Below are 16,967 nucleotides of genomic sequence, written 5' to 3' on the forward strand. Positions count from 1 at the left end.
TACTGGAGAAGGTCCGCGTGCCCCGCACCGGGCCGGGCCGGCCACGTGTCCGCCCCGACCGCGTGCGGGCCGATAAGGCGTATGCCTCCCGCAAGAACCGGGCTTACCTGCGCCGCCGGGGGATCCGCTGCACCATCCCGGACAAGGCCGACCAAGCCCGCAACCGCAAGAAACGCGGCTCGCGCGGCGGTCGGCCGCCGCAGTTCGACGCGCAGGACTACAAAGCTCGGCATGCGGTCGAGTGCGGCATCAATCGCCTCAAAAGGCACCGGGCCGTGGCCACGCGGTACGACAAACTCGCGGTCCGTTATGAGTCGACCGTCCTCGTCGCGGCCATCAACGAGTGGCTGTGATCAAGGCAGTTGATACAACGCTGGCAAGGAGTCCGCAAGCATGGACCTGCGGTCACGCCCCGGCTATGTCGAGGAGGACCTGCGCCAGTTCGCGTGGCTGGGAGAACATCGGCCAGTGGCCGGTGTCCATCTCGATCAGCCGCCAGTGCCCACTGGTCAGCAGCTTGGCTACGTCGTCGGTCGGCTCGGGGTCACCGAGCGTGCACTTGATGTAAGTCGCCGGGAGGTCGCCGAGCGGCCTTTCCAGCACGGCGGGTTCGGTCAGCGTGGCACCCGGGTGCGGCGTCGCACCGCCCACGATCCGTGCGATCTGCTCATCGGTGAGACCGTGGCCCTCGAAGTGGGTCGCCGGCGCGACCGGCCAGAATCCTCCGTTCTCGGCGATCGATGCCCTCACCATCGCTCCGCCGTCCGGCCAAGCGGAGACGAACGGTTCACCATCGGCCGGAACACTGGAGTCAAGGAAGACCACGTGCGCTAGCCGGTCGCCGATCCGCCCGGCGGCCTGACCGCTTGGGATACCCGAGTAGCTGTGACCTACCAGGACGACTTCACGCAGGTCCTGGCGCTCGACCTCATCAATGATGTCCTGTACGTGAGTCTGCTGACCAGCCGGTACACCTTGCTTCTCAGCGAGGCCGGACAGCGTCAGCGGGTGGACGCCATGGCCGGCCGCACGCAGATGCGGCACCACATCGTCCCACGCCCACGATCCGAGTCGCGCACCTGCAATTAGCACAAAGTTCGCCATGGCCGCACCGTATCGGAGCGGCCCGAAGACCGCTCCGGAAATACTTTCGATACACGCCCTAGCGGGGCTGTGGGAGTTGTTCCAACGCGCGGTGCCGGTGGCGCCGGTACGTCCGCAGGGTGGCGGCCGACGGCGGTATGGAGACCGGGAAGTGCTGGCCGCCATCTTGTTCGTAGCCGCCTCCGGCTGTACCTGGCGGCAGACGCCGGAGATGTTCGGGCCGTCCTGGTCAACGGTGTACCGACGCTTCGTCGAGTGGAGCGAGGCCCGCGTATGGGCCAAGCTCCACCGCCTGGTCCTCGACGAACTCGGAGCGAACGGCGATCTCGACTGGTCGAGGTGCGCGATCGATTCGGTAAACATGCGCGCGATGAAAGGGGGGCACTGACAGGTCCGAATCCCGTAGATCGCGGTAAGAAGGGATCAAAGATCCACTTGATCACCGAGCGGGCCGGCCTGCCCCTCTCTATCGGCATCTCCGCCGCGAACACCCACGACAGCCTGGGACTGGAACCGCTGGTCCGCGGCATACCCCCCCATCCGTTCTCGCCGAGGGCCAAGACGGCGCAAACCCGCCAAACTGCACGCGGACAAGGGTTACGACTACGACCACCTGCGGCGATGGCTCCGCACCCGCAACATCACACCCCGTGTCGCCCGCCGCGGAATCGAAGCCTCAACCCGCCTTGGACGGCACCGGTGGACCGTCGAGCGGACCGTGAGTTGGCTGGGCGGCTTCCGCCGCCCGCACCGTCGCTACGAGCGCAAGGCTGAGCACTTCCTGGCCCTCGCCGGCATCGCTGCTGCCCTCATCTGCTACCGGCGACTCACGACATGAGGCAGTGACCGGCCGTCTGGGTCAGCACCACTGTGGCGGGATGTTGGCCAGCTGCTCCAGCAGGTCCCAGTTGGCTGGACGCAGCTTCGGCTCATGCCATGGGGCTCCGGTGGCAACCCAATAGCCGCGCAGTTCACGGACCTGCGACACGTTGTCATCCCCGATACCGGACTCGTTGTAGCAGCACGGGCAGATGACGTACTGCGGGACACCGTACTCGTTGAACACCGGCTCGCCGACGTCGTACCCGCAGATTCGGCAGGCAGTCTCGGTCTTGTCCTCTTCGTCTTCCGTGCTCATCTCGGCGCCAGTCTATCGATCACCCCAAATGCAACGACCTCTGAAGGCGTTTGAGCCGGTTGCGTACGAGTGCTTCGAGCTGGTCGAGGGCGACGATGGCGAGGTTGGCCAGGCTGTGCTTGACGTGTGCCCATACCCCCTCGACGGGGTTGAGGTCGGGTGAGTAGGCGGGCAGCAGGAACACCGTCAGCCACCCACGCTCGGCGATCAACTCAGGCATGGCGCGGGAGACGTGGGTGTTGAGCCGGTCCCACACCAGCACGATCGGCGCCTTGACGAGCTGGTGGACGCCGTCGGCCAGCGCGATGAAGTCCCGCTCGCCCATGCTGCGGCGTTTGCCCTTGCCGGCGGGGTGGGTGCGCAGGCGGTGGCACAGCCGGGTCCGGGAGCCGGGCCGCATGGCGATCGGTCCGGCCACCGACAGGCGCCCTGAGCGTCGCCCGCTGACGGTCACGACCGGGGTGCGGCCGCGCCATCCCCAGGTGCGTCCTTTGGGCGGCCGGCGGGTGAAGCCCGCCTCGTCCTCGAAGCAGATGTAGCCTCCGCAGGCCGCCCGGGTTCTTTTACCTCCTCCCAGGTCGCCTCCTTCCACACGGTGACGGCCGTCTCGTCGCGTTCGGCGACCCGCCGGGCGGGGACCTGCGGGCTGAAGCCGAGCCGGTGCATCAGCCGCGTGGCACCCGAGACGCTGTAGGAGATGTGGAACTTCCTGCCGATCAGCGCGGCCACCCTCGCCGCGGTCCACACCTGGTCCTCCACCCAGTCGTGCGCGGCGGGTCCCTCATCGAGGTATGCGGCCAGCTTCTCCAGACACCGCGGGGACAGTCGGCACCGCGACCCGCTCGGGCCACGGGAGACCAGAGCCTCACGATCACCGTCCCGCCACAACTGATGCCACCGGTAGGCCGACTTCGGGCTCACCCGCAGGCGTCGTGCCACCTCCGGCGGCTTGATCTTCTGCTCGAACAGCTCGGCCGCCTGCATCCGCACCGTCTCCCGGCGCCGGCGTCCCACAGCGGTCAGCCCGCCCCCTCCGCATACCTCACCCACCACGGAATACAGCCTCTGCCCCAGGCTCAGCAGCAACTTCAGGAAAGCTCACCCTGACGAGCCGAAGTCAGTAACAGGGCAAACGTTGCCTGCCGTGGCACTAGCATCCTGGACGAGACCTTTCCGTGACCTCTCTATGGAGGTGGCCGGTATATGGCGAGGGCGAGGACCTTGGGCGGGATGCGACGGTCAACCGCGCCTACGCGGGGCTCGACGCCACCTTCGAGCTGTTCCTGAAGGCGTACCGGCGCAACTCCATCGACGGCGACGGACTGCCGCCGGACCCGACCGTGCACTACGACCGCGAGTACAACAACACCTTCTGGAACGGCGAGCAGACGGTCTTCGGACGACCCGCGCTTGGCGACCGCATCGCGTACGGACCCTCCGCACCAGTTTCCGGGCGGCTTCCTGCAGCACGTGGAAGAACGCCGGGATCGGGCCGGCGACGGCGAGGGTGTCGACGTCTTCGCTGTGCGCCGGGCTGCCATCCGATCGGACGCGCGCGATGTGATCGGGTGGCGGGCGCCAATGTCGCGCACGGTAGCCCCCACCATGGGAGCGGTCTCGGAAGAACCCACCCGGTGAAGAGCCCGTGCTGTCACCCGTGTGGGTGACAGCACGGGTAGGGGTGGTGCGGAATGCCGGCGGCACCGTCCAGAAGAGGAGCCCGTATGGTGACGATGCCGCGCAAACCGGACCGGCAATGCGTCCTGCCCGGTGATCCCTCGTGGCTGCACGAGCTGCGCTACCTGGAAAAGGGAGTGCTGCGTGTCATCGCCGCAGCCGTCAGGACCGCCGCCGACCGGTTCGACGCCGATCGGTTCGTCCTGTCCGCCGACACCTACCTGGCGGCGGCCGGCATCGTCGGCCGCCTGACCGAGCTGGCCGACGAAGAACCGGCCGACGACGAGGACACCAGCACGCTGCTGCTCCTGCCTGCGTGGGAGTTGGAGTACCTCTGGCAGGTCCTCACCGTCTTCCGCCGTGCGCGGGCCGGTGAGCCCGAGGCCGCCGACCTGCGCGAACTGCTCCACGATCTCGGGTACGGACTCGACCGCACCATCGAGCAGATCACCGACGACCTGCAGCGCCTCGTGGCCGTGCTGACGCTGGACACTCCGGCCGTGCGCACGCTGGCCGCCGCCGCAGCCCACACTCGCGGCCTCGTCGGCCCCCGGCCCCCCACGAGGCTGCCGTTCGCGAGGCGCTGGCACAGGTCAAGAAAGGATGGGTGGCGGCCGGCGTCCGGTGACCGGCCGCCAGGTGCTGTGGTCCGTCAGCGGCTGGCGCCGTCAGGCGTGGCGGTCACGTCATGCCGATGCCCGTGTGGTGAGGGCGTCAGGCACAGCGGTGAGTGCGGACCGAGGCGTGAGCCGGGCGATCAGTACGGCGAGAGCCAGGCCCCCGGCGGCGGCCGGCGCGCCGATGCGGAAGGTCAGGCGCTTCCGCCCGGTGCGGTGGGAGGAACGGGAGACGCGGCCTTCGACCTTCGGCAGGACCCTGGTGACCGATCGCCAGAACGTCGCGTTGGTCCGCTTCTCCCCGGCCATCGGTCGGCCGGCCAGGAACCGGCTGATGCCGAAGCCGGAGAACGCGCCGTCGTGGATGTGCAGGGCGAGGCGGTCGCGGTGGAGGACGTCGAGTACGTCAAGAATGTGCCCGGTGCCACGTACGAGGCGGAACATCTCGGAGATGTGCAGGGTGGCGCCCGGCCGCGCATACGTCAGCAGCTCACCGAACTTCGGCCGATCCAGCGGGTGGAGGCGGCTGGAGGTGCCAGCGCCCTCCTCGAACATGACTCGATCCTCATCAAATGATCGAGTCTCTGACGAACCCGGAACGGTTCATAGAACGTTCTGTCTTGACAGTCGGGGGAGGTTCTTGCCATCCTGACAAAAAAGAACGTTCTGTCTTGCAGAGGTGCCGCGGAACGCGGGCAAGCAGCTCGAGACACAGGCGTACCGACATCCACGAGACCGGCGGCCGGCCGGCGAACGCACAGGAGATGAGTCGGTGAACTCTGAACTACCGGAGGAGCGAGGCGCTCCCGTGGGGCGGCGCGTCTTCCTCAGCACCCTTGGACTCGGAGTGCTGGGCGTCGCGGCAGCACCCAAGCTTCAAAGAGGCATGGAGAGTTTCCTGGGGAGCGCCTCCGAGCTGGATCCTTCCGGCCTGACCGGTCTGCTCCCGAACGGCGGAGGCTTTCGCTATTACTCGGTCACTTCGTCCGTACCGAGGAAGAACGCCGAGAACTACCGGCTTTCCGTCGACGGCCTTGTCGACCGCCCGGCGACCTACACCCTGGGCGACCTCAAGGCGATGCCTCAAACGCGCATGGTGCGGGACATCCAGTGCGTCACCGGATGGCGTGTTCCCAGCACCCCGCTCGAAGGGGTACGCCTGTCCCACCTGCTGGACGCGGCAGGGGTGCACCCGTCGGCCGGCGCGGTGCGCTTCACCTGCTTCGACGGGGCGTACGCGGAAAGCCTGACCATGGAGCAGGCCCGCCGGGCGGACGTCCTGGTCGCCCTGCGCATGCGGGACGAGGACCTCGGGCACGCCCACGGCGGACCGGTCCGCCTCTACGTGGCGCCCATGTACTTCTACAAGTCCGCCAAGTGGCTCTCCGGCATCACCATCACAGAGAATGTCCAGCCCGGCTATTGGGAAGAGCGCGGCTACGACATCGACGGCTGGGTGGGCCGCTCGAACGGGCGGGACGATGAGCCGACGACATGATCCCCCGCAGGTCGGAAGCGTACGGCGATTCAGCAAGGCCGAGCGCTGGGCCCATCGCGCCACGGCCGTGCTGATGAGTGTGTGCGTCCTCACCGCGGCCATGCTGTACCTCCCCCTGTTCGCTGAACTCATCGGCCGCCGCGCCCTCGTGGTCACCGTGCACGAATGGTCCGGGATCGCACTCCCGATCCCGGTCCTGGCCGCCCTGGGCTCGCGCGCCTTCCGTGTCGACCTGGGGCTGTTGAACCGATTCGGCCCCCACGACCGCCGTTGGCTGGTCGCTGTGCTGCGGCGGGACGGGCGGCCCGGGTCCCGTCCGGCACACAAATTCAACGCGGGACAGAAGCTCTATGCCGCCTGGGCGGCCGGCGCCACGCTCATCATGCTCGGCACAGGGCTGATGATGTGGTGGACCCACCTCGTCCCACTGGAATGGCGCACCGCTGCCACCTTCATCCATGACTGGCTGGCCCTCACTCTCGGCGTCGTTCTCGCCGGTCACATCGGCATGGCCATGGGGGACCCCGAGGCCCGCCGCGGTATGCGCACCGGTTGGGTCACCCGGACTTGGGCGGAACAGGAGCATCCGCTGTGGCGGCCGGGGCCCAGACCGCGCCCGGACCAGAGTGGTGAGCGGCGGGGAGTGCGGTGAGCTCTCCCGTGGTCGCATCCTGGGATGCCGCCGGGTGCCACGGCGTTTGCGACGCTCTCCGGCTGCTGTGCAGTGAACGTTCCACACAGTTCGTTGGAGGAGCAGTATGTGGGGCAGGGCACGGCTGATTGCATGCCGGCGACCTCAGTGGTGGAAGGATCCGTAATGCCGCCCACAACGGTCCTCGATCAAACGCGGTGTCGTTCGGAGGCCGTCATCGCCCCGGACCTTGCTCGGGTAGCCCAGGCTCGACATGCCGCTTCCGCCGTCCTGCGACTCTGGGGCATGAGCGGCTCTCTGGTCGACGACGCGCAACTGGTCGTCTCCGAACCGGTGACGAACGCGATAGAGCACGGTCGTGATCCGATCACGATGAAGATGATGATCCTCGCGCCGGCACGGGCTCTGTAGTACATGGCAAGAGGCTGGCACGGGGCGTTCCACAAGCAGAGCCAAAGGGCTTACGGACTTACCGGGTTGAGGGGCACTCCACCGCGTCTGCCTCGTTCACATCACTGCGGAAAAGGCTGGAGAGACGGAGTGGCGCGGGGCGTGTTGTTGTCGGGCGCGTCCTCGGTGATGGTTCGCAGCAGTCCTTCGACGCCGTGGAGGAAGGTTTCGGAGATCCGTTTGGGGTCGAAGAGGCAGCCGGCTGCCATGGCGCCGTCGCGGAGCATGACGAGGTGTTGGCCGGCGGCTGGGGCCTCGGCTTCGTTGGTGCGTGCGAGCAGGTCGGTGAGGGTGGTGAGGAACCACTGCCGGTGGGCGAGGACGGCTTGGTGGATGGGATGGGCGGGGTCGAAGTATTCGGCGGCGGCGTTGAGGAAGGCGCAGCCGCGGAAGCCGGGGGACTGGATGCTGTCGGTGATGGTCCTGGCGACGGCGCGGACCTGGTCGGGCGGGGACGGGGTGCTGGCGATGGCGGTGGTGATCTGAGTGCGGATGGCCTGGTCGGCTTGGTCGAGGTAGGCGAGGACGAGTTCTTCCTTGCCGGCGAAGTGGCGGTACAGGGTGGCCCGGGTGACCTGGGCTTCGGCAGTGATCCGGTCGATACCGACGGAGTGGATGCCCTCGGTGTAGAAGATCCGGGTTGCCGTGTTCAGGAGCCGCGTACGCGCCTCGGAGATGGTGCCGCCTTGTGAACTCCTACTCATGGTCGCCAAGCCTACCGCACGGTAGAACGATCGGTCTGGGTGGAGGCCGGAGAGAGGACCGGGAGGCCGTGCGAGTCCGCCGGTGCTCCATGGTGACCGTTCCTGAGCGCTGATCCGGACGACAGACGCTGGACGACCGGGCCCGGGTAGGCGTTCAGCACGCCGGTGCCGCGGAAGGTCTCCCCGGCGCGTTCCAGCGCGGCGCAGGCGCCCCGCAACTCATGCGGGGCGGATCCTGGAGGCCGCCGCCGACATCGTCCGCGACGAGCGTGAGATCTTCACGCACGCGAACGTGTCCGAGGGCATCAAGACGGTCCGCGAGGCCGCGGCCGGGGTGAACCGGTGCGTCGAGACCCTATGGCTCAGCGCGATGGCCGTGCACGCCGTTGCCGGCAGGTCCTTCCGATGGACGTGACAAGCCGCCTGGCGTCGCACACCGGCAGCTACCAGTACTGTCCGCTGGGCGTGGTCGCGGCGCTGACTCCGTACAACGACCCCCTGAACCTCGTCGCGCACAAGAACGGCCCGCCCTCGCCGTCGGCAACAGCACGGTGCTGCGCCCGGACGAACGGACGCCTCTCCCGGCCCTGTTGCTGTGCGACGCGTTCTGGCGGGCGGGCACGCCTCTCGCCCGACTGCAGATCGTCATCGGCACCGGACAGGACGTCGTGACCGACCCTCGTGGGGGACCGGCGGTGCCTGGTGCCGCGGCAGGCGACGTTCGCCCGGTGAGGAGCGGTGTCCGGTGCGTGCTCCGGGGGTCCCCCCCCCGGCCAGAGGCTGGGGGAGTGCCGGCCGGAAGCCCCCGTACTGGACGTACGCGGGCTTCCGTCCGGTGCGGCGAGTGGGGGCGCCTCCTCCGGGGGAGCGTGCCGGGCGTCGCGACGGGGCGAACGTCGCCTGTTGCGGCACGAGCGATCACCACCGGAGGCCACCGCCTGGCACGGGCCTCACTGGGATCCATGACCTCCGCCACGATGATGGGCGCGGGATGGCTTCTGGACTCCTGGGATGGGCGGCGTTCGTCCAGATCTCGGTGGCCACGCCGGGCGAGGCGACGCCCATCCTGCAGTACATCTCCCAGTGGTGGCCGGAGGTGTTCCACGACGGCAGACTGACGACGCCGGGACTGGTCGTCGCCGTCGGCGTGCTCGTGCTGTCCGTCGTCCTGAACTCTTCGGAGTTCTACTGACGGCGCGCCTGAACAACGGGCCGCACGAGCCCTGGCGGACCGGTGCGTGGAGGGCATCGCCCCGAACACGGAAGGGCTTGAGCACCGGGTCGGCGACTCTGTCGGCATGGTGACGGCGTTGACGCCCGAACTCGGCTACGCCATGAGCGCCGAGGTGGCCGAGGAAACGCTGGCCGGCGGCGTACCGGCGTGGGAAGTCGCCGTCCGTCGCGGACCGCTGTCCACGGAACGTGCCGGTGAGTCGCTGTCCCCTGCCGGCCTCATGCGGCTGGCGAGGCCCTCGTCCTCCGGCTCACCCCACGTTTGAGGAGGCGACCACGCCATGCGTACCGAATCGGGTGAGACCAAGTGCCGACCCGCCCGGCGCTGGTACGAAGAGGGGGGAAGAGCCGGACCACCGTTTCTCTCTGGCCAACGAACGCACCTTCTTGGCTTGGTTGAGGACCGGTCTGGCCCAGCTGGCCTCTTCCGTGGCCACCGCGCAGTGCATCCAGGCGCTGGCTCCGAGTGCCCTGAGCAGTCTGCTCGCGGTGCTGCCGGCCGTGATCGGTACGGCGTTGTGCGCGTTGGCCTATCGTCGCCGGCGGCGAGTGCAGCACGCCATGCGCCACCGGTGTCCCCTGCCTCCCAGCCGGATGCCGCCTTTGACTCTCGCGGCAGGCGGGGAGTGCTGTTGAGTGCTCAAGCCCTGGTCCTTTCCCGGGTACGTGCTGACGGGCACCGCAGTCACTGGCGTCACTGCGGTGCCCGTATCAGTGCAAGGGCTCGAATCCGAACGGTGCTCGGTGGGTTACGGCCACGCGTGGGAGGGACGGCCGGCGCACCGATCCGAGCGGACGCCGATCATCTTTCTGTCGGGGCGAGAGGAACCCCCGGCCCCGACTGCCGGCCTCAGGCCGCCTTGACCTCGAAGTCGACGGGGATGTTGCCGCGGGTCGCGTTGGAGTAGGGGCACATCGCGTGGGCCGCCTCCACGAGCTTGTCGGCCGCCGCCTGCTCAAGGTCCGGCAGTCCGATGCGCAGCGTGGCGCTGAGACCGAACCCGCCCTCGGGCGTTCGCTGCACGCCGATCTCTGCGACGACCGTGGACGAGGTGAGAGTGGTCTTCTGCCCTGCTGCCACAGCCTTGAGGGCCGAGTGGAAGCAGGCGCCCCACCCTGCGGCGAACAGCTGCTCGGGGTTGGTCGCCCCGCCGGGGCCGCCCATCTCCTTGGGGATCGCCAGCGAGAGGTCGAGCAGGCCGTCGTCGGTCTGGACGCGGCCTCCGGCCCTGCCGTCGCCGGTGGAAGTCGCGATCCCCAGGTAAATGGTGTCTGCCATCGTATGTCCTTTGGTATGAGGTAAGCCGGTATGCCCGCTGTCTGCCTGGGCTGTTGCGGCGAGTGATGCTCGCGGCGCGGCACGCAAGGCGAGAGGCAAATCGAGGGAGAACGTTCTGTCTGCCTAGAGTCTCCCGGTCGAGTCACACGGTGTCAATACCGATCGTTCTCCATCGGGTGAACGAGTGGCGATGGTCTGCGTGGGGAGGGCCCCACGTGCGCCTTCGGAAGATAGAACGTTCTGTATTGACAGAGTCTCCCTCCCTTGTCATGCTGGCGCGACAGAACGATCGTTCTGTCCCTCCTTTCCGAAAGGATCATCGTGAGTACTGTTGCTGCCGACTCCGGCCTGGCCGGGACCGCTTCTGCTCTGCGACGGCTGTACTTCGTCCGGTTCGCATTCGCCATCGTCTGGGCCCTCGTGATGCTCACGATGGCCGACGAGATCACTCCGATCGGGTCTGTCCTGCTGGTGCTCTACCCGCTGTTCGATGTGGGAGCGGCGATCTATGACGCGAAGGTGTCGCGCAGCACGGGCAAGCCGAGGCTGCTGTATGTGAACGTGGCGGTCAGCTCGATCACGGCGATCGCTCTGGTGTTCGCCTGTGCGTCGGGTATCCCGGCGGTGCTGCGGGTGTGGGGTGCGTGGGCGGTCGTGGCCGGTCTCGTGCAGCTGATCGTCGCCGTCCCGAGGCGGAAGATGGGCGGCCAGTGGCCCATGATCCTCAGCGGCGGCATCTCGGTGCTCGCGGGCGGATCGTTCATCGCGTCGGCGGGTGCGGACGACCCCGTGCTGTCCAGCGCGATCCGTTACGCCATCCCCGGTGCCGTGTTCTTCCTGATCTCGGCTCTGCGGCTGGGCCGCACCGCGAAGGACGCGTGAACGGCGTGGCTGCGGACACGTACGACGTCATCGTCATCGGTGCCGGCCCGGTCGGCGAGAACGTCGCTGACCGAGTGGTGCAGGGTGGGCTGAGTGCCGCCCTCGTGGAGCGGGAACTGGTCGGCGGTGAGTGTTCGTACTGGGCGTGCATGCCGACCAAGGCGTTGCTGCGCAGCACGGCGGCCCTGCGGGCTGCGCAGCGGCTGCCGGGGGCGCGTGAAGCGGTCACCGGTGCGCTGGACGCGGGGGCGGTGCTGGCGCGCCGGGACGCGTTCGCCTCGCACTGGAAGGACGACGGGCAGGTGTCCTGGCTGGAGTCGGCCGGGATCGCGCTGTTCCGTGGGCAGGGGCGGATCGCCGGCGAGCGTGCGGTGGAGGTGGTGGGTGAGGACGGCGCCGTAACGTCGCTGACCGCGCGTCATGCGGTCGTGGTGGCGACGGGCAGCTCGGCCCTCCTGCCTGATGTCCCGTGTCTGGCCGAGGCGGGGGTATGGACCAGCCGGGAGGCGGCTGCCGCGAAAGCGATTCCGGGACGCCTGGCTGTCATCGGCGGCGGTGTCGTGGCGTCGGAGATGGCGACGGCGTTCGCCGCACTGGGGTCGCGGGTGACGATGCTGGCGCGTGATGGTGTGCTGCCGTCGTCGGAGCCGTTCGTGGGGGAGAGGGTGACCGCTTCGCTACGGGAGGCCGGGGCGACGGTCCTGCTGGGCGCCGAGGCGGGCGCGGTGGACCGTGCCGATGACGGCACGGTGCGGGTCACGCTGACCAGCGGTGCGCTGATCGAGGCCGATGAGGTGCTGGTGGCGATCGGGCGCAGGCCGAACACGCAGGACATCGGTTTGGACCGGGTGGGCCTGGAGCCGGGTGGCTGGCTCGCGGTGGATGACTCGCTGCGGGTGGTCGGCGGCGACGGTCAGGCTCTGGGCGGGGGGTGGCTGTACGCGGTCGGTGATGTCAACCGGCGTGTGCTGCTGACGCATCAGGGCAAGTACCAGGCGCGGGCCGCGGGTGATGTGATCGTGGCCCGGGCCAAGGGCAAGAGCGTAGAGGACGGCCGCTGGGGCAGGCATGTGGCCACTGCTGACGAGCGTTGGGTGCCGCAGGTGGTGTTCACCGAGCCGGAGGTGGCGTCGGTGGGGCTGACCGCGGCAGCGGCGCAGGCCGCAGGGCTGCGGACCCGGGCGGTGGACTACGACCTGGGCGCGGTTGCCGGCTCGGCCCTGCACGCCGACGGCTATCGGGGGTATGCCCGAATGGTCGTCGACGAGGACCGCAAGGTGATCGTCGGTTTCACCCTGGCCGGCCCCGATGTCGCGGAACTGCTGCACGCCGCGACGATCGCGATCACCGGTGAGGTGCCCCTGGACCGGCTGTGGCACGCGGTCCCCGCGTACCCCACGATCAGCGAGGTCTGGCTGCGTCTGCTGGAGACCTACGGTCGTTGACCGACGCATCGATGTCTACGGCGACTCCACCGGGGCCGGGCCGGGGGCGACCCCGGTCGGTGCCGGGTCCCGTCCCGTCCACGGAACATGATCGCAGGGGAACGGCACTCAGGAAGGGACTGCTGATGTCCGACGCGCACGGTGGCCGGACCCGTTCCGGCGCCGCGATCAGTGAGGCGGAGGCCGAGGCTCTGGTCCGCGGGATCTGTTTCGAGACCGGCCCGCCACGCCGCCTCGGTGTCGAGGTGGAGTGGCTCGTTCATGACACACAGGCGCCGCACCTGCCCGTGGCACCCGAACGGCTCCGGACGGTGTATGCCACCTTGCGGACATTGCCGCTGACATCGGCCCTGACCGTCGAACCCGGTGGCCAACTGGAGTTGAGCTCAGCCCCGGCCACTTCCTTGACGGAGTGCGTCCGTACCGTGAGCGAGGACCTGGGCGCCGTCCGGGCGGTCCTGCGCGAAGCCGGTCTCGTCCTCGTCGGCCTCGGCCACGACCCCTGGCACGAGCCCCGCCGGTTCCTGCGCGAGCCGCGCTACGACGCGTTGGAGGCCTGCCTGGACCGCAACGGTCCCGCCGGGCGCTTCATGATGTGCACCTCCGCCTCCGTGCAGGTGTCCCTGGACGCCGGACACGACGAGCCCGGCCCCCAGGGACATGCGCGGCGATGGTGGCTGGCCCATCATCTGGGGGCTGTGCTGATGGCGGCGTTCGCCAACTCCCCGTTGTCCGGTGGGCGCTCCACCGGCTGGCGGTCCACCCGCCAACTGCGGTGGACCCAGATCGGCATCGGCCGCGCCGGCGGTCCCCTGCTCACCTCCGACCCCCGCAGCGCCTGGACCCAGCATGTGCTGGACGCACCGGTGATGTGCGTCCGGCGGGACCACGGACCCTGGGACGTACCGGCGTCCATGTCCTTCCGGGAATGGACACGGCACCGGACCCCGAGAGCACCGACGCGGGAGGATCTCGAGTACCACGTCACCACGCTGTTCCCGCCGGTCAGGCCACGCGGCCATCTCGAACTGCGCATGATCGACGCGCAGCCCGGCGACGACGGCTGGATCGTGCCGCTCGCCGTGACGGCGGCGCTGTTCGACGACGTGGAGGCCACCGAAACGGCCTACCGGGCCGTCAAGCCCTTGGCCGAGCGTTCCCTCGGACTCCCCGCCCCGCACAACCCGTTGTACCGGGTTGCCGCCCGTCTCGCCCTCACCGATCCGGAGCTGCGCGAGACAACCGACACATGCTTTCGCGCGGCGCTGGATGCCCTGCCCCGGCTCGGCGCCTCGACACACGTCACGGACGCCGTCGCCGAGCACCTGGAGCGCTATGTCCGTCGGGGCCGCTGCCCCGCCGACGATCTGCTGGAGATGCCGGACGGCGCGAGCCGCGGCCCGCACGGGAGGGAGACCCGCCCATGAACGACCCTGCCCTGGACGCCGCCACCGAGAGCGGCATCACCGCCGAAACGTCGTCGGGCTCGGAGACCCTGCGTGAACGCGCCTTGACGGCGCTGGTCGTCGCGCGCGAGCGGACCACACTGCTGACCGGCTGCGTCGAGGAGCCCGACCTGACCGCGCAGCACTCGCCCCTGATGTCCCCGCTGGTGTGGGATCTCGCCCACATCGGCAACCAGGAGGAGCAGTGGCTGCTACGGGCCGTCGCCGGTCAGGAGGCGATACGGCCCGAGATAGACAGCCTGTACGACGCCTTCGAGCATCCGCGCGCCGAGCGGCCGAAACTGCCCCTGCTCTCACCCACCGAGGCTCGCGGCTACGCGGCCGACGTCCGCGCCCGGGTGCTGGACGTGCTGGAGCGGGCCGCCTTGCACGGGACGCGGCTGACCGAGGCCGCCTTCGCGTTCGGGATGGTCGCCCAGCACGAACAGCAGCACGACGAAACCATGCTGGTCACCCATCAGCTGCGCACCGGCCCCCCGGCCCTGACCGCCCCGGACCCGGAGCCTGTGCCGCTGTTCACCGGCCCGTCCGAAGTCCTCGTGCCGGGCGGTCCGTTCACGATGGGCACCAGTGACGAGCCGTGGGCCCTGGACAACGAGCGTCCCGCGCACTGGCGCGAGGTGGCCCCGTTCTTCATCGACACCACGCCGGTGACGAACGCCGCCTACCAGGCGTTCATCGAGGACGGCGGCTACACGAACCCCCGCTGGTGGACTGCTCAGGGCTGGGCGCACATCCGCAGGCACGACATCGATGCCCCGCTGTTCTGGCGACGGGACGGCAGACAGTGGCTCAGGCGCCGCTTCGGCGTCACGGAGGTCGTGCCGCCCGACGAGCCGGTGCTGCACGTGTGCTGGTACGAGGCGGACGCCTACGCCCGTTGGGCCGGGCGTCGGCTGCCCACGGAGGCCGAGTGGGAGAAGGCCGCGCGGTACGACCCGGCCGGCGACCGCTCGATGCGCTATCCGTGGGGCGACGCCGACCCGGGCCCGGAGCACGCCAACCTGGGCCAGCGGCATCTGCGCCCGGCGCCTGCGGGGAGCTACACGGCCGGTGAGTCGCCGCTCGGGGTGCGGCAGTTGATCGGCGACGTGTGGGAGTGGACGGCGAGCGACTTCCTGCCGTACCCGGGCTTCCGGGCGTTCCCGTACAAGGAGTACTCGGAGGTGTTCTTCGGCTCCGAGCACAAGGTGCTGCGCGGCGGTTCGTTCGCCGTGGACGCGGTGGCCTGCCGGGGCACGTTTCGCAATTGGGACTATCCGATCCGCCGGCAGATCTTCTCCGGCTTCCGCACGGCACGCTCGGAGGACGTCTGATGTGCCGTCACGTGGCGTACGTGGGGCCACGGGAGGCGCTCGGCCGGTTCCTGGTGGAGCCCCCGCACGCGCTGTACCGGCAGTCGTGGGCACCCCGGCATCAGCGGTACGGGACGGTCAACGCCGACGGGTTCGGTGTCGGCTGGTACGCGGAAGGGGACCCGGTGCCGGCCCGGTACCGGCGGGCCGGGCCGATCTGGGCGGACCTGTCGTTCGCCGACCTAGCCCGGGTCGTACGGACCACCGCGCTGCTCGCCGCGGTGCGGGACGCGACCCTGTCGGGCGCGGACGCGGAAGCCGCCGCGGCCCCGTTCGCGGCGGGGACCTGGCTGTTCAGCCACAACGGCGCGGTCCGGGGCTGGCCCGGTTCCCTGGCCGCGGTGTCCCGGACGCTGCCGCCCGAGGACCTGCTGTCGCTGGAGGCCCGCAACGACTCGGCGCTCGTCTGGGCGCTGGTCCTGGCGCGGCTGCGCGGCGGTGACGCCGAGGGCCAGGCGCTGGCCGGCACGGTGCTGGAGGTCGCGGCGGCGGCCCCCGGCTCCCGCCTCAACCTGCTGCTCACCAACGGCCACACGATCACCGCCACGGCCTGGGGCGACACCCTGTGGTACCTCACCCGGCCCGGCGGCGGCACCGTCGTGGCCTCCGAGCCCTACGACGACGGACCGCACTGGCAGCAGATCCCCGACCGGACGCTGCTGACCGCGCATGACACAGATGTACGCCTCACACCGCTGTAGGCGTTGTCCCGGCCCCGCCCTGGTTGCCGGGGAGCGCGGAGAGAAGAGACGCGCGAGATCGGTGACCTTCTCCGGTGCATGACCGGCGGTCGACGGCGTCGTGCCGCATCCGGCTCAGATGTCGGCGAGTTCTGCCTTGTCACTGGCCACGTGACGGCGCAGGAGACCCTCGACGCCTCGCAGGAAGGCGTTGCGAACCATCCCGGGGTCGAACAGGCAGCCGACGACCGTGGCGCCGTCGCGCATCATCACGAAGTGATGGGCGGCGGCCTCAGCGGGCGTCTCCCGGATGTCGGCCAGCAGTTCGGTGACCTTGTCGAGGAACCACTGGCGGTGTGCGAGCACAGCGACGTGGACGGGGTGCTCGGGGTTCGGGAACTCGGCGACGGCGTTGAGGAACGCGCATCCTCGGTAACCCGGGGACTGGACGCTCCCGGCTACCGACTTGCTCAGCGCCCTGATGGTGTCGGCCGCTGGAAGCCCAGCGGCGACCGCTTCGTCGACCCGTTGCCGCATGGCCGCGTCGGCTTCACCCAGGTAAACGAGGACGAGGTCGTCCTTGCTGGGGAAGTACCGGCAGAAGGTCGCTCGTGTCACCCGCGCCTCCGTGGCGATGCGGTCGACGCCCACGGCGTGAATCCCTTCCGCGTAGAAGAGCCGACAGGCCGTGTCGACCAGCCGTGCCCGTGCTTCGGACGGTCGGTCTCGGGATTCGCTGCGTACTACGCCTCCATGTCAGCGAGCAGATAGAACGTTCGGCATTGCG

Annotated in this window: 20 protein-coding genes and 3 pseudogenes; 15 read left to right on the forward strand and 8 right to left on the reverse strand. The window is 69.3% G+C overall.

Annotation, left to right across the window (positions count from 1 at the left end; all coding sequences use genetic code 11):
* Positions 1 to 353 (forward strand): transposase (locus tag ACIRFH_RS32330; protein ID WP_403528733.1); only part of this gene is annotated, 353 nt, incomplete at its 5' end.
* A 52-nt stretch (positions 354 to 405) separates the two neighbouring features.
* Here ACIRFH_RS32330 and ACIRFH_RS32335 read toward each other — a convergent pair.
* Complete coding sequence (locus tag ACIRFH_RS32335; RefSeq protein ID WP_403528736.1) at positions 406 to 1,104, reverse strand: alpha/beta fold hydrolase; 699 nt, start codon at positions 1,102 to 1,104, stop codon at positions 406 to 408.
* Between the two features lie 40 nt (positions 1,105 to 1,144).
* Here ACIRFH_RS32335 and ACIRFH_RS32340 point away from each other — a divergent pair.
* A pseudogene (locus ACIRFH_RS32340) lies at positions 1,145 to 1,942 on the forward strand (IS5 family transposase).
* Positions 1,943 to 1,963: 21 nt separating this feature from the next.
* Here the strand turns inward: ACIRFH_RS32340 and ACIRFH_RS32345 are convergent.
* From ACIRFH_RS32345 to ACIRFH_RS32355, 3 genes are read right to left on the reverse strand one after another with little or no spacing between them, the layout of a single operon-like run.
* Positions 1,964 to 2,242, reverse strand: a complete 279-nt coding sequence (locus tag ACIRFH_RS32345) for a hypothetical protein (protein ID WP_403528739.1) — start codon at positions 2,240 to 2,242, stop codon at positions 1,964 to 1,966.
* Positions 2,243 to 2,261: 19 nt separating this feature from the next.
* Positions 2,262 to 2,777: a transposase gene (locus ACIRFH_RS32350; RefSeq protein WP_403528866.1), complete on the reverse strand. Its 516-nt coding sequence runs from the start codon at positions 2,775 to 2,777 to the stop codon at positions 2,262 to 2,264.
* A complete protein-coding gene (locus ACIRFH_RS32355) occupies positions 2,693 to 3,232 on the reverse strand; it encodes a winged helix-turn-helix domain-containing protein (RefSeq protein WP_403528869.1) in 540 nt (179 codons plus the stop codon). The genes ACIRFH_RS32350 and ACIRFH_RS32355 overlap by 85 nt, the downstream gene beginning before the upstream one ends.
* Positions 3,233 to 3,441: 209 nt before the next feature.
* Between ACIRFH_RS32355 and ACIRFH_RS32360 the strand changes: the two are divergent.
* Positions 3,442 to 3,642, forward strand: a pseudogene (locus ACIRFH_RS32360) (peptidase M4 family protein); the annotation flags it as partial.
* 963 nt (positions 3,643 to 4,605) lie between these two features.
* Here the strand turns inward: ACIRFH_RS32360 and ACIRFH_RS32365 are convergent.
* Complete coding sequence (locus ACIRFH_RS32365; protein WP_403528743.1) at positions 4,606 to 5,091, reverse strand: recombinase family protein; 486 nt, start codon at positions 5,089 to 5,091, stop codon at positions 4,606 to 4,608.
* A 217-nt stretch (positions 5,092 to 5,308) separates the two neighbouring features.
* Between ACIRFH_RS32365 and ACIRFH_RS32370 the strand changes: the two genes are divergently transcribed.
* The 3 genes from ACIRFH_RS32370 (at position 5,309) to ACIRFH_RS32380 (ending at position 7,097) form a co-directional block, all read left to right on the forward strand.
* On the forward strand, positions 5,309 to 6,034 hold the full coding sequence (locus tag ACIRFH_RS32370) for a molybdopterin-dependent oxidoreductase (RefSeq protein ID WP_403528746.1): 726 nt from the start codon (positions 5,309 to 5,311) through the stop codon (positions 6,032 to 6,034).
* The gene (locus ACIRFH_RS32375) at positions 6,018 to 6,686 is read left to right on the forward strand and encodes a cytochrome b/b6 domain-containing protein (protein WP_403528749.1); all 669 of its coding nucleotides are present in this window, start codon (positions 6,018 to 6,020) and stop codon (positions 6,684 to 6,686) included. The genes ACIRFH_RS32370 and ACIRFH_RS32375 overlap by 17 nt, the downstream gene beginning before the upstream one ends.
* A gap of 165 nt (positions 6,687 to 6,851) precedes the next feature.
* The gene (locus ACIRFH_RS32380) at positions 6,852 to 7,097 is read left to right on the forward strand and encodes an ATP-binding protein (protein ID WP_403528752.1); all 246 of its coding nucleotides are present in this window, start codon (positions 6,852 to 6,854) and stop codon (positions 7,095 to 7,097) included.
* 101 nt (positions 7,098 to 7,198) lie between these two features.
* Here the strand turns inward: ACIRFH_RS32380 and ACIRFH_RS32385 are convergent, their stop codons facing one another.
* On the reverse strand, positions 7,199 to 7,840 hold the full coding sequence (locus ACIRFH_RS32385; protein ID WP_403528755.1) for a TetR/AcrR family transcriptional regulator: 642 nt from the start codon (positions 7,838 to 7,840) through the stop codon (positions 7,199 to 7,201).
* A 386-nt stretch (positions 7,841 to 8,226) separates the two neighbouring features.
* Between ACIRFH_RS32385 and ACIRFH_RS32390 the strand changes: the two are divergent.
* The 4 genes and pseudogenes from ACIRFH_RS32390 to ACIRFH_RS32405 form a co-directional block, all read left to right on the forward strand.
* Positions 8,227 to 8,499 (forward strand): annotated as a pseudogene (locus ACIRFH_RS32390) (aldehyde dehydrogenase family protein); the annotation flags it as partial.
* A gap of 332 nt (positions 8,500 to 8,831) precedes the next feature.
* Positions 8,832 to 9,032: a hypothetical protein gene (locus ACIRFH_RS32395; protein ID WP_403528881.1), complete on the forward strand. Its 201-nt coding sequence runs from the start codon at positions 8,832 to 8,834 to the stop codon at positions 9,030 to 9,032.
* Positions 9,033 to 9,078: 46 nt separating this feature from the next.
* Positions 9,079 to 9,339: a hypothetical protein gene (locus ACIRFH_RS32400; protein ID WP_403528758.1), complete on the forward strand. Its 261-nt coding sequence runs from the start codon at positions 9,079 to 9,081 to the stop codon at positions 9,337 to 9,339.
* A gap of 31 nt (positions 9,340 to 9,370) precedes the next feature.
* Positions 9,371 to 9,709, forward strand: coding sequence for a YidH family protein (locus tag ACIRFH_RS32405; RefSeq protein ID WP_403528761.1), 339 nt, complete (start codon positions 9,371 to 9,373; stop codon positions 9,707 to 9,709).
* Between the two features lie 214 nt (positions 9,710 to 9,923).
* On the opposite strand, the gene ACIRFH_RS32410 is transcribed toward ACIRFH_RS32405, so the two are convergent.
* On the reverse strand, positions 9,924 to 10,352 hold the full coding sequence (locus ACIRFH_RS32410; RefSeq protein ID WP_403528764.1) for an organic hydroperoxide resistance protein: 429 nt from the start codon (positions 10,350 to 10,352) through the stop codon (positions 9,924 to 9,926).
* A 321-nt stretch (positions 10,353 to 10,673) separates the two neighbouring features.
* On the opposite strand from ACIRFH_RS32410, the gene ACIRFH_RS32415 reads away from it, so the two are divergent.
* The 5 genes from ACIRFH_RS32415 (at position 10,674) to egtC (ending at position 16,201) form a co-directional block, all read left to right on the forward strand.
* Positions 10,674 to 11,234 (forward strand): hypothetical protein, encoded by a 561-nt coding sequence (locus ACIRFH_RS32415; protein ID WP_403528767.1) that lies wholly within the window; start codon positions 10,674 to 10,676, stop codon positions 11,232 to 11,234.
* A 5-nt stretch (positions 11,235 to 11,239) separates the two neighbouring features.
* A complete protein-coding gene (locus ACIRFH_RS32420) occupies positions 11,240 to 12,679 on the forward strand; it encodes a dihydrolipoyl dehydrogenase family protein (RefSeq protein ID WP_403528769.1) in 1,440 nt (479 codons plus the stop codon).
* 125 nt (positions 12,680 to 12,804) lie between these two features.
* A complete protein-coding gene (gene egtA / locus ACIRFH_RS32425; RefSeq protein WP_403528773.1) occupies positions 12,805 to 14,106 on the forward strand; it encodes an ergothioneine biosynthesis glutamate--cysteine ligase EgtA in 1,302 nt (433 codons plus the stop codon).
* A complete protein-coding gene (gene egtB / locus ACIRFH_RS32430; protein ID WP_403528776.1) occupies positions 14,103 to 15,461 on the forward strand; it encodes an ergothioneine biosynthesis protein EgtB in 1,359 nt (452 codons plus the stop codon). Before egtA ends, egtB begins: the two co-directional genes overlap by 4 nt.
* Positions 15,461 to 16,201: an ergothioneine biosynthesis protein EgtC gene (gene egtC, locus ACIRFH_RS32435; protein WP_403528779.1), complete on the forward strand. Its 741-nt coding sequence runs from the start codon at positions 15,461 to 15,463 to the stop codon at positions 16,199 to 16,201. The genes egtB and egtC overlap by 1 nt, the downstream gene beginning before the upstream one ends.
* Positions 16,202 to 16,315: 114 nt before the next feature.
* Here the strand turns inward: egtC and ACIRFH_RS32440 are convergent, their stop codons facing one another.
* Positions 16,316 to 16,879: a TetR/AcrR family transcriptional regulator gene (locus ACIRFH_RS32440; RefSeq protein WP_403528872.1), complete on the reverse strand. Its 564-nt coding sequence runs from the start codon at positions 16,877 to 16,879 to the stop codon at positions 16,316 to 16,318.
* Between the last annotated feature and the right edge of the window lie 88 nt (positions 16,880 to 16,967).

It is taken from the genome of Streptomyces sp. NPDC093586, assembly GCF_044764905.1.
Lineage (GTDB): Bacteria > Actinomycetota > Actinomycetes > Streptomycetales > Streptomycetaceae > Streptomyces.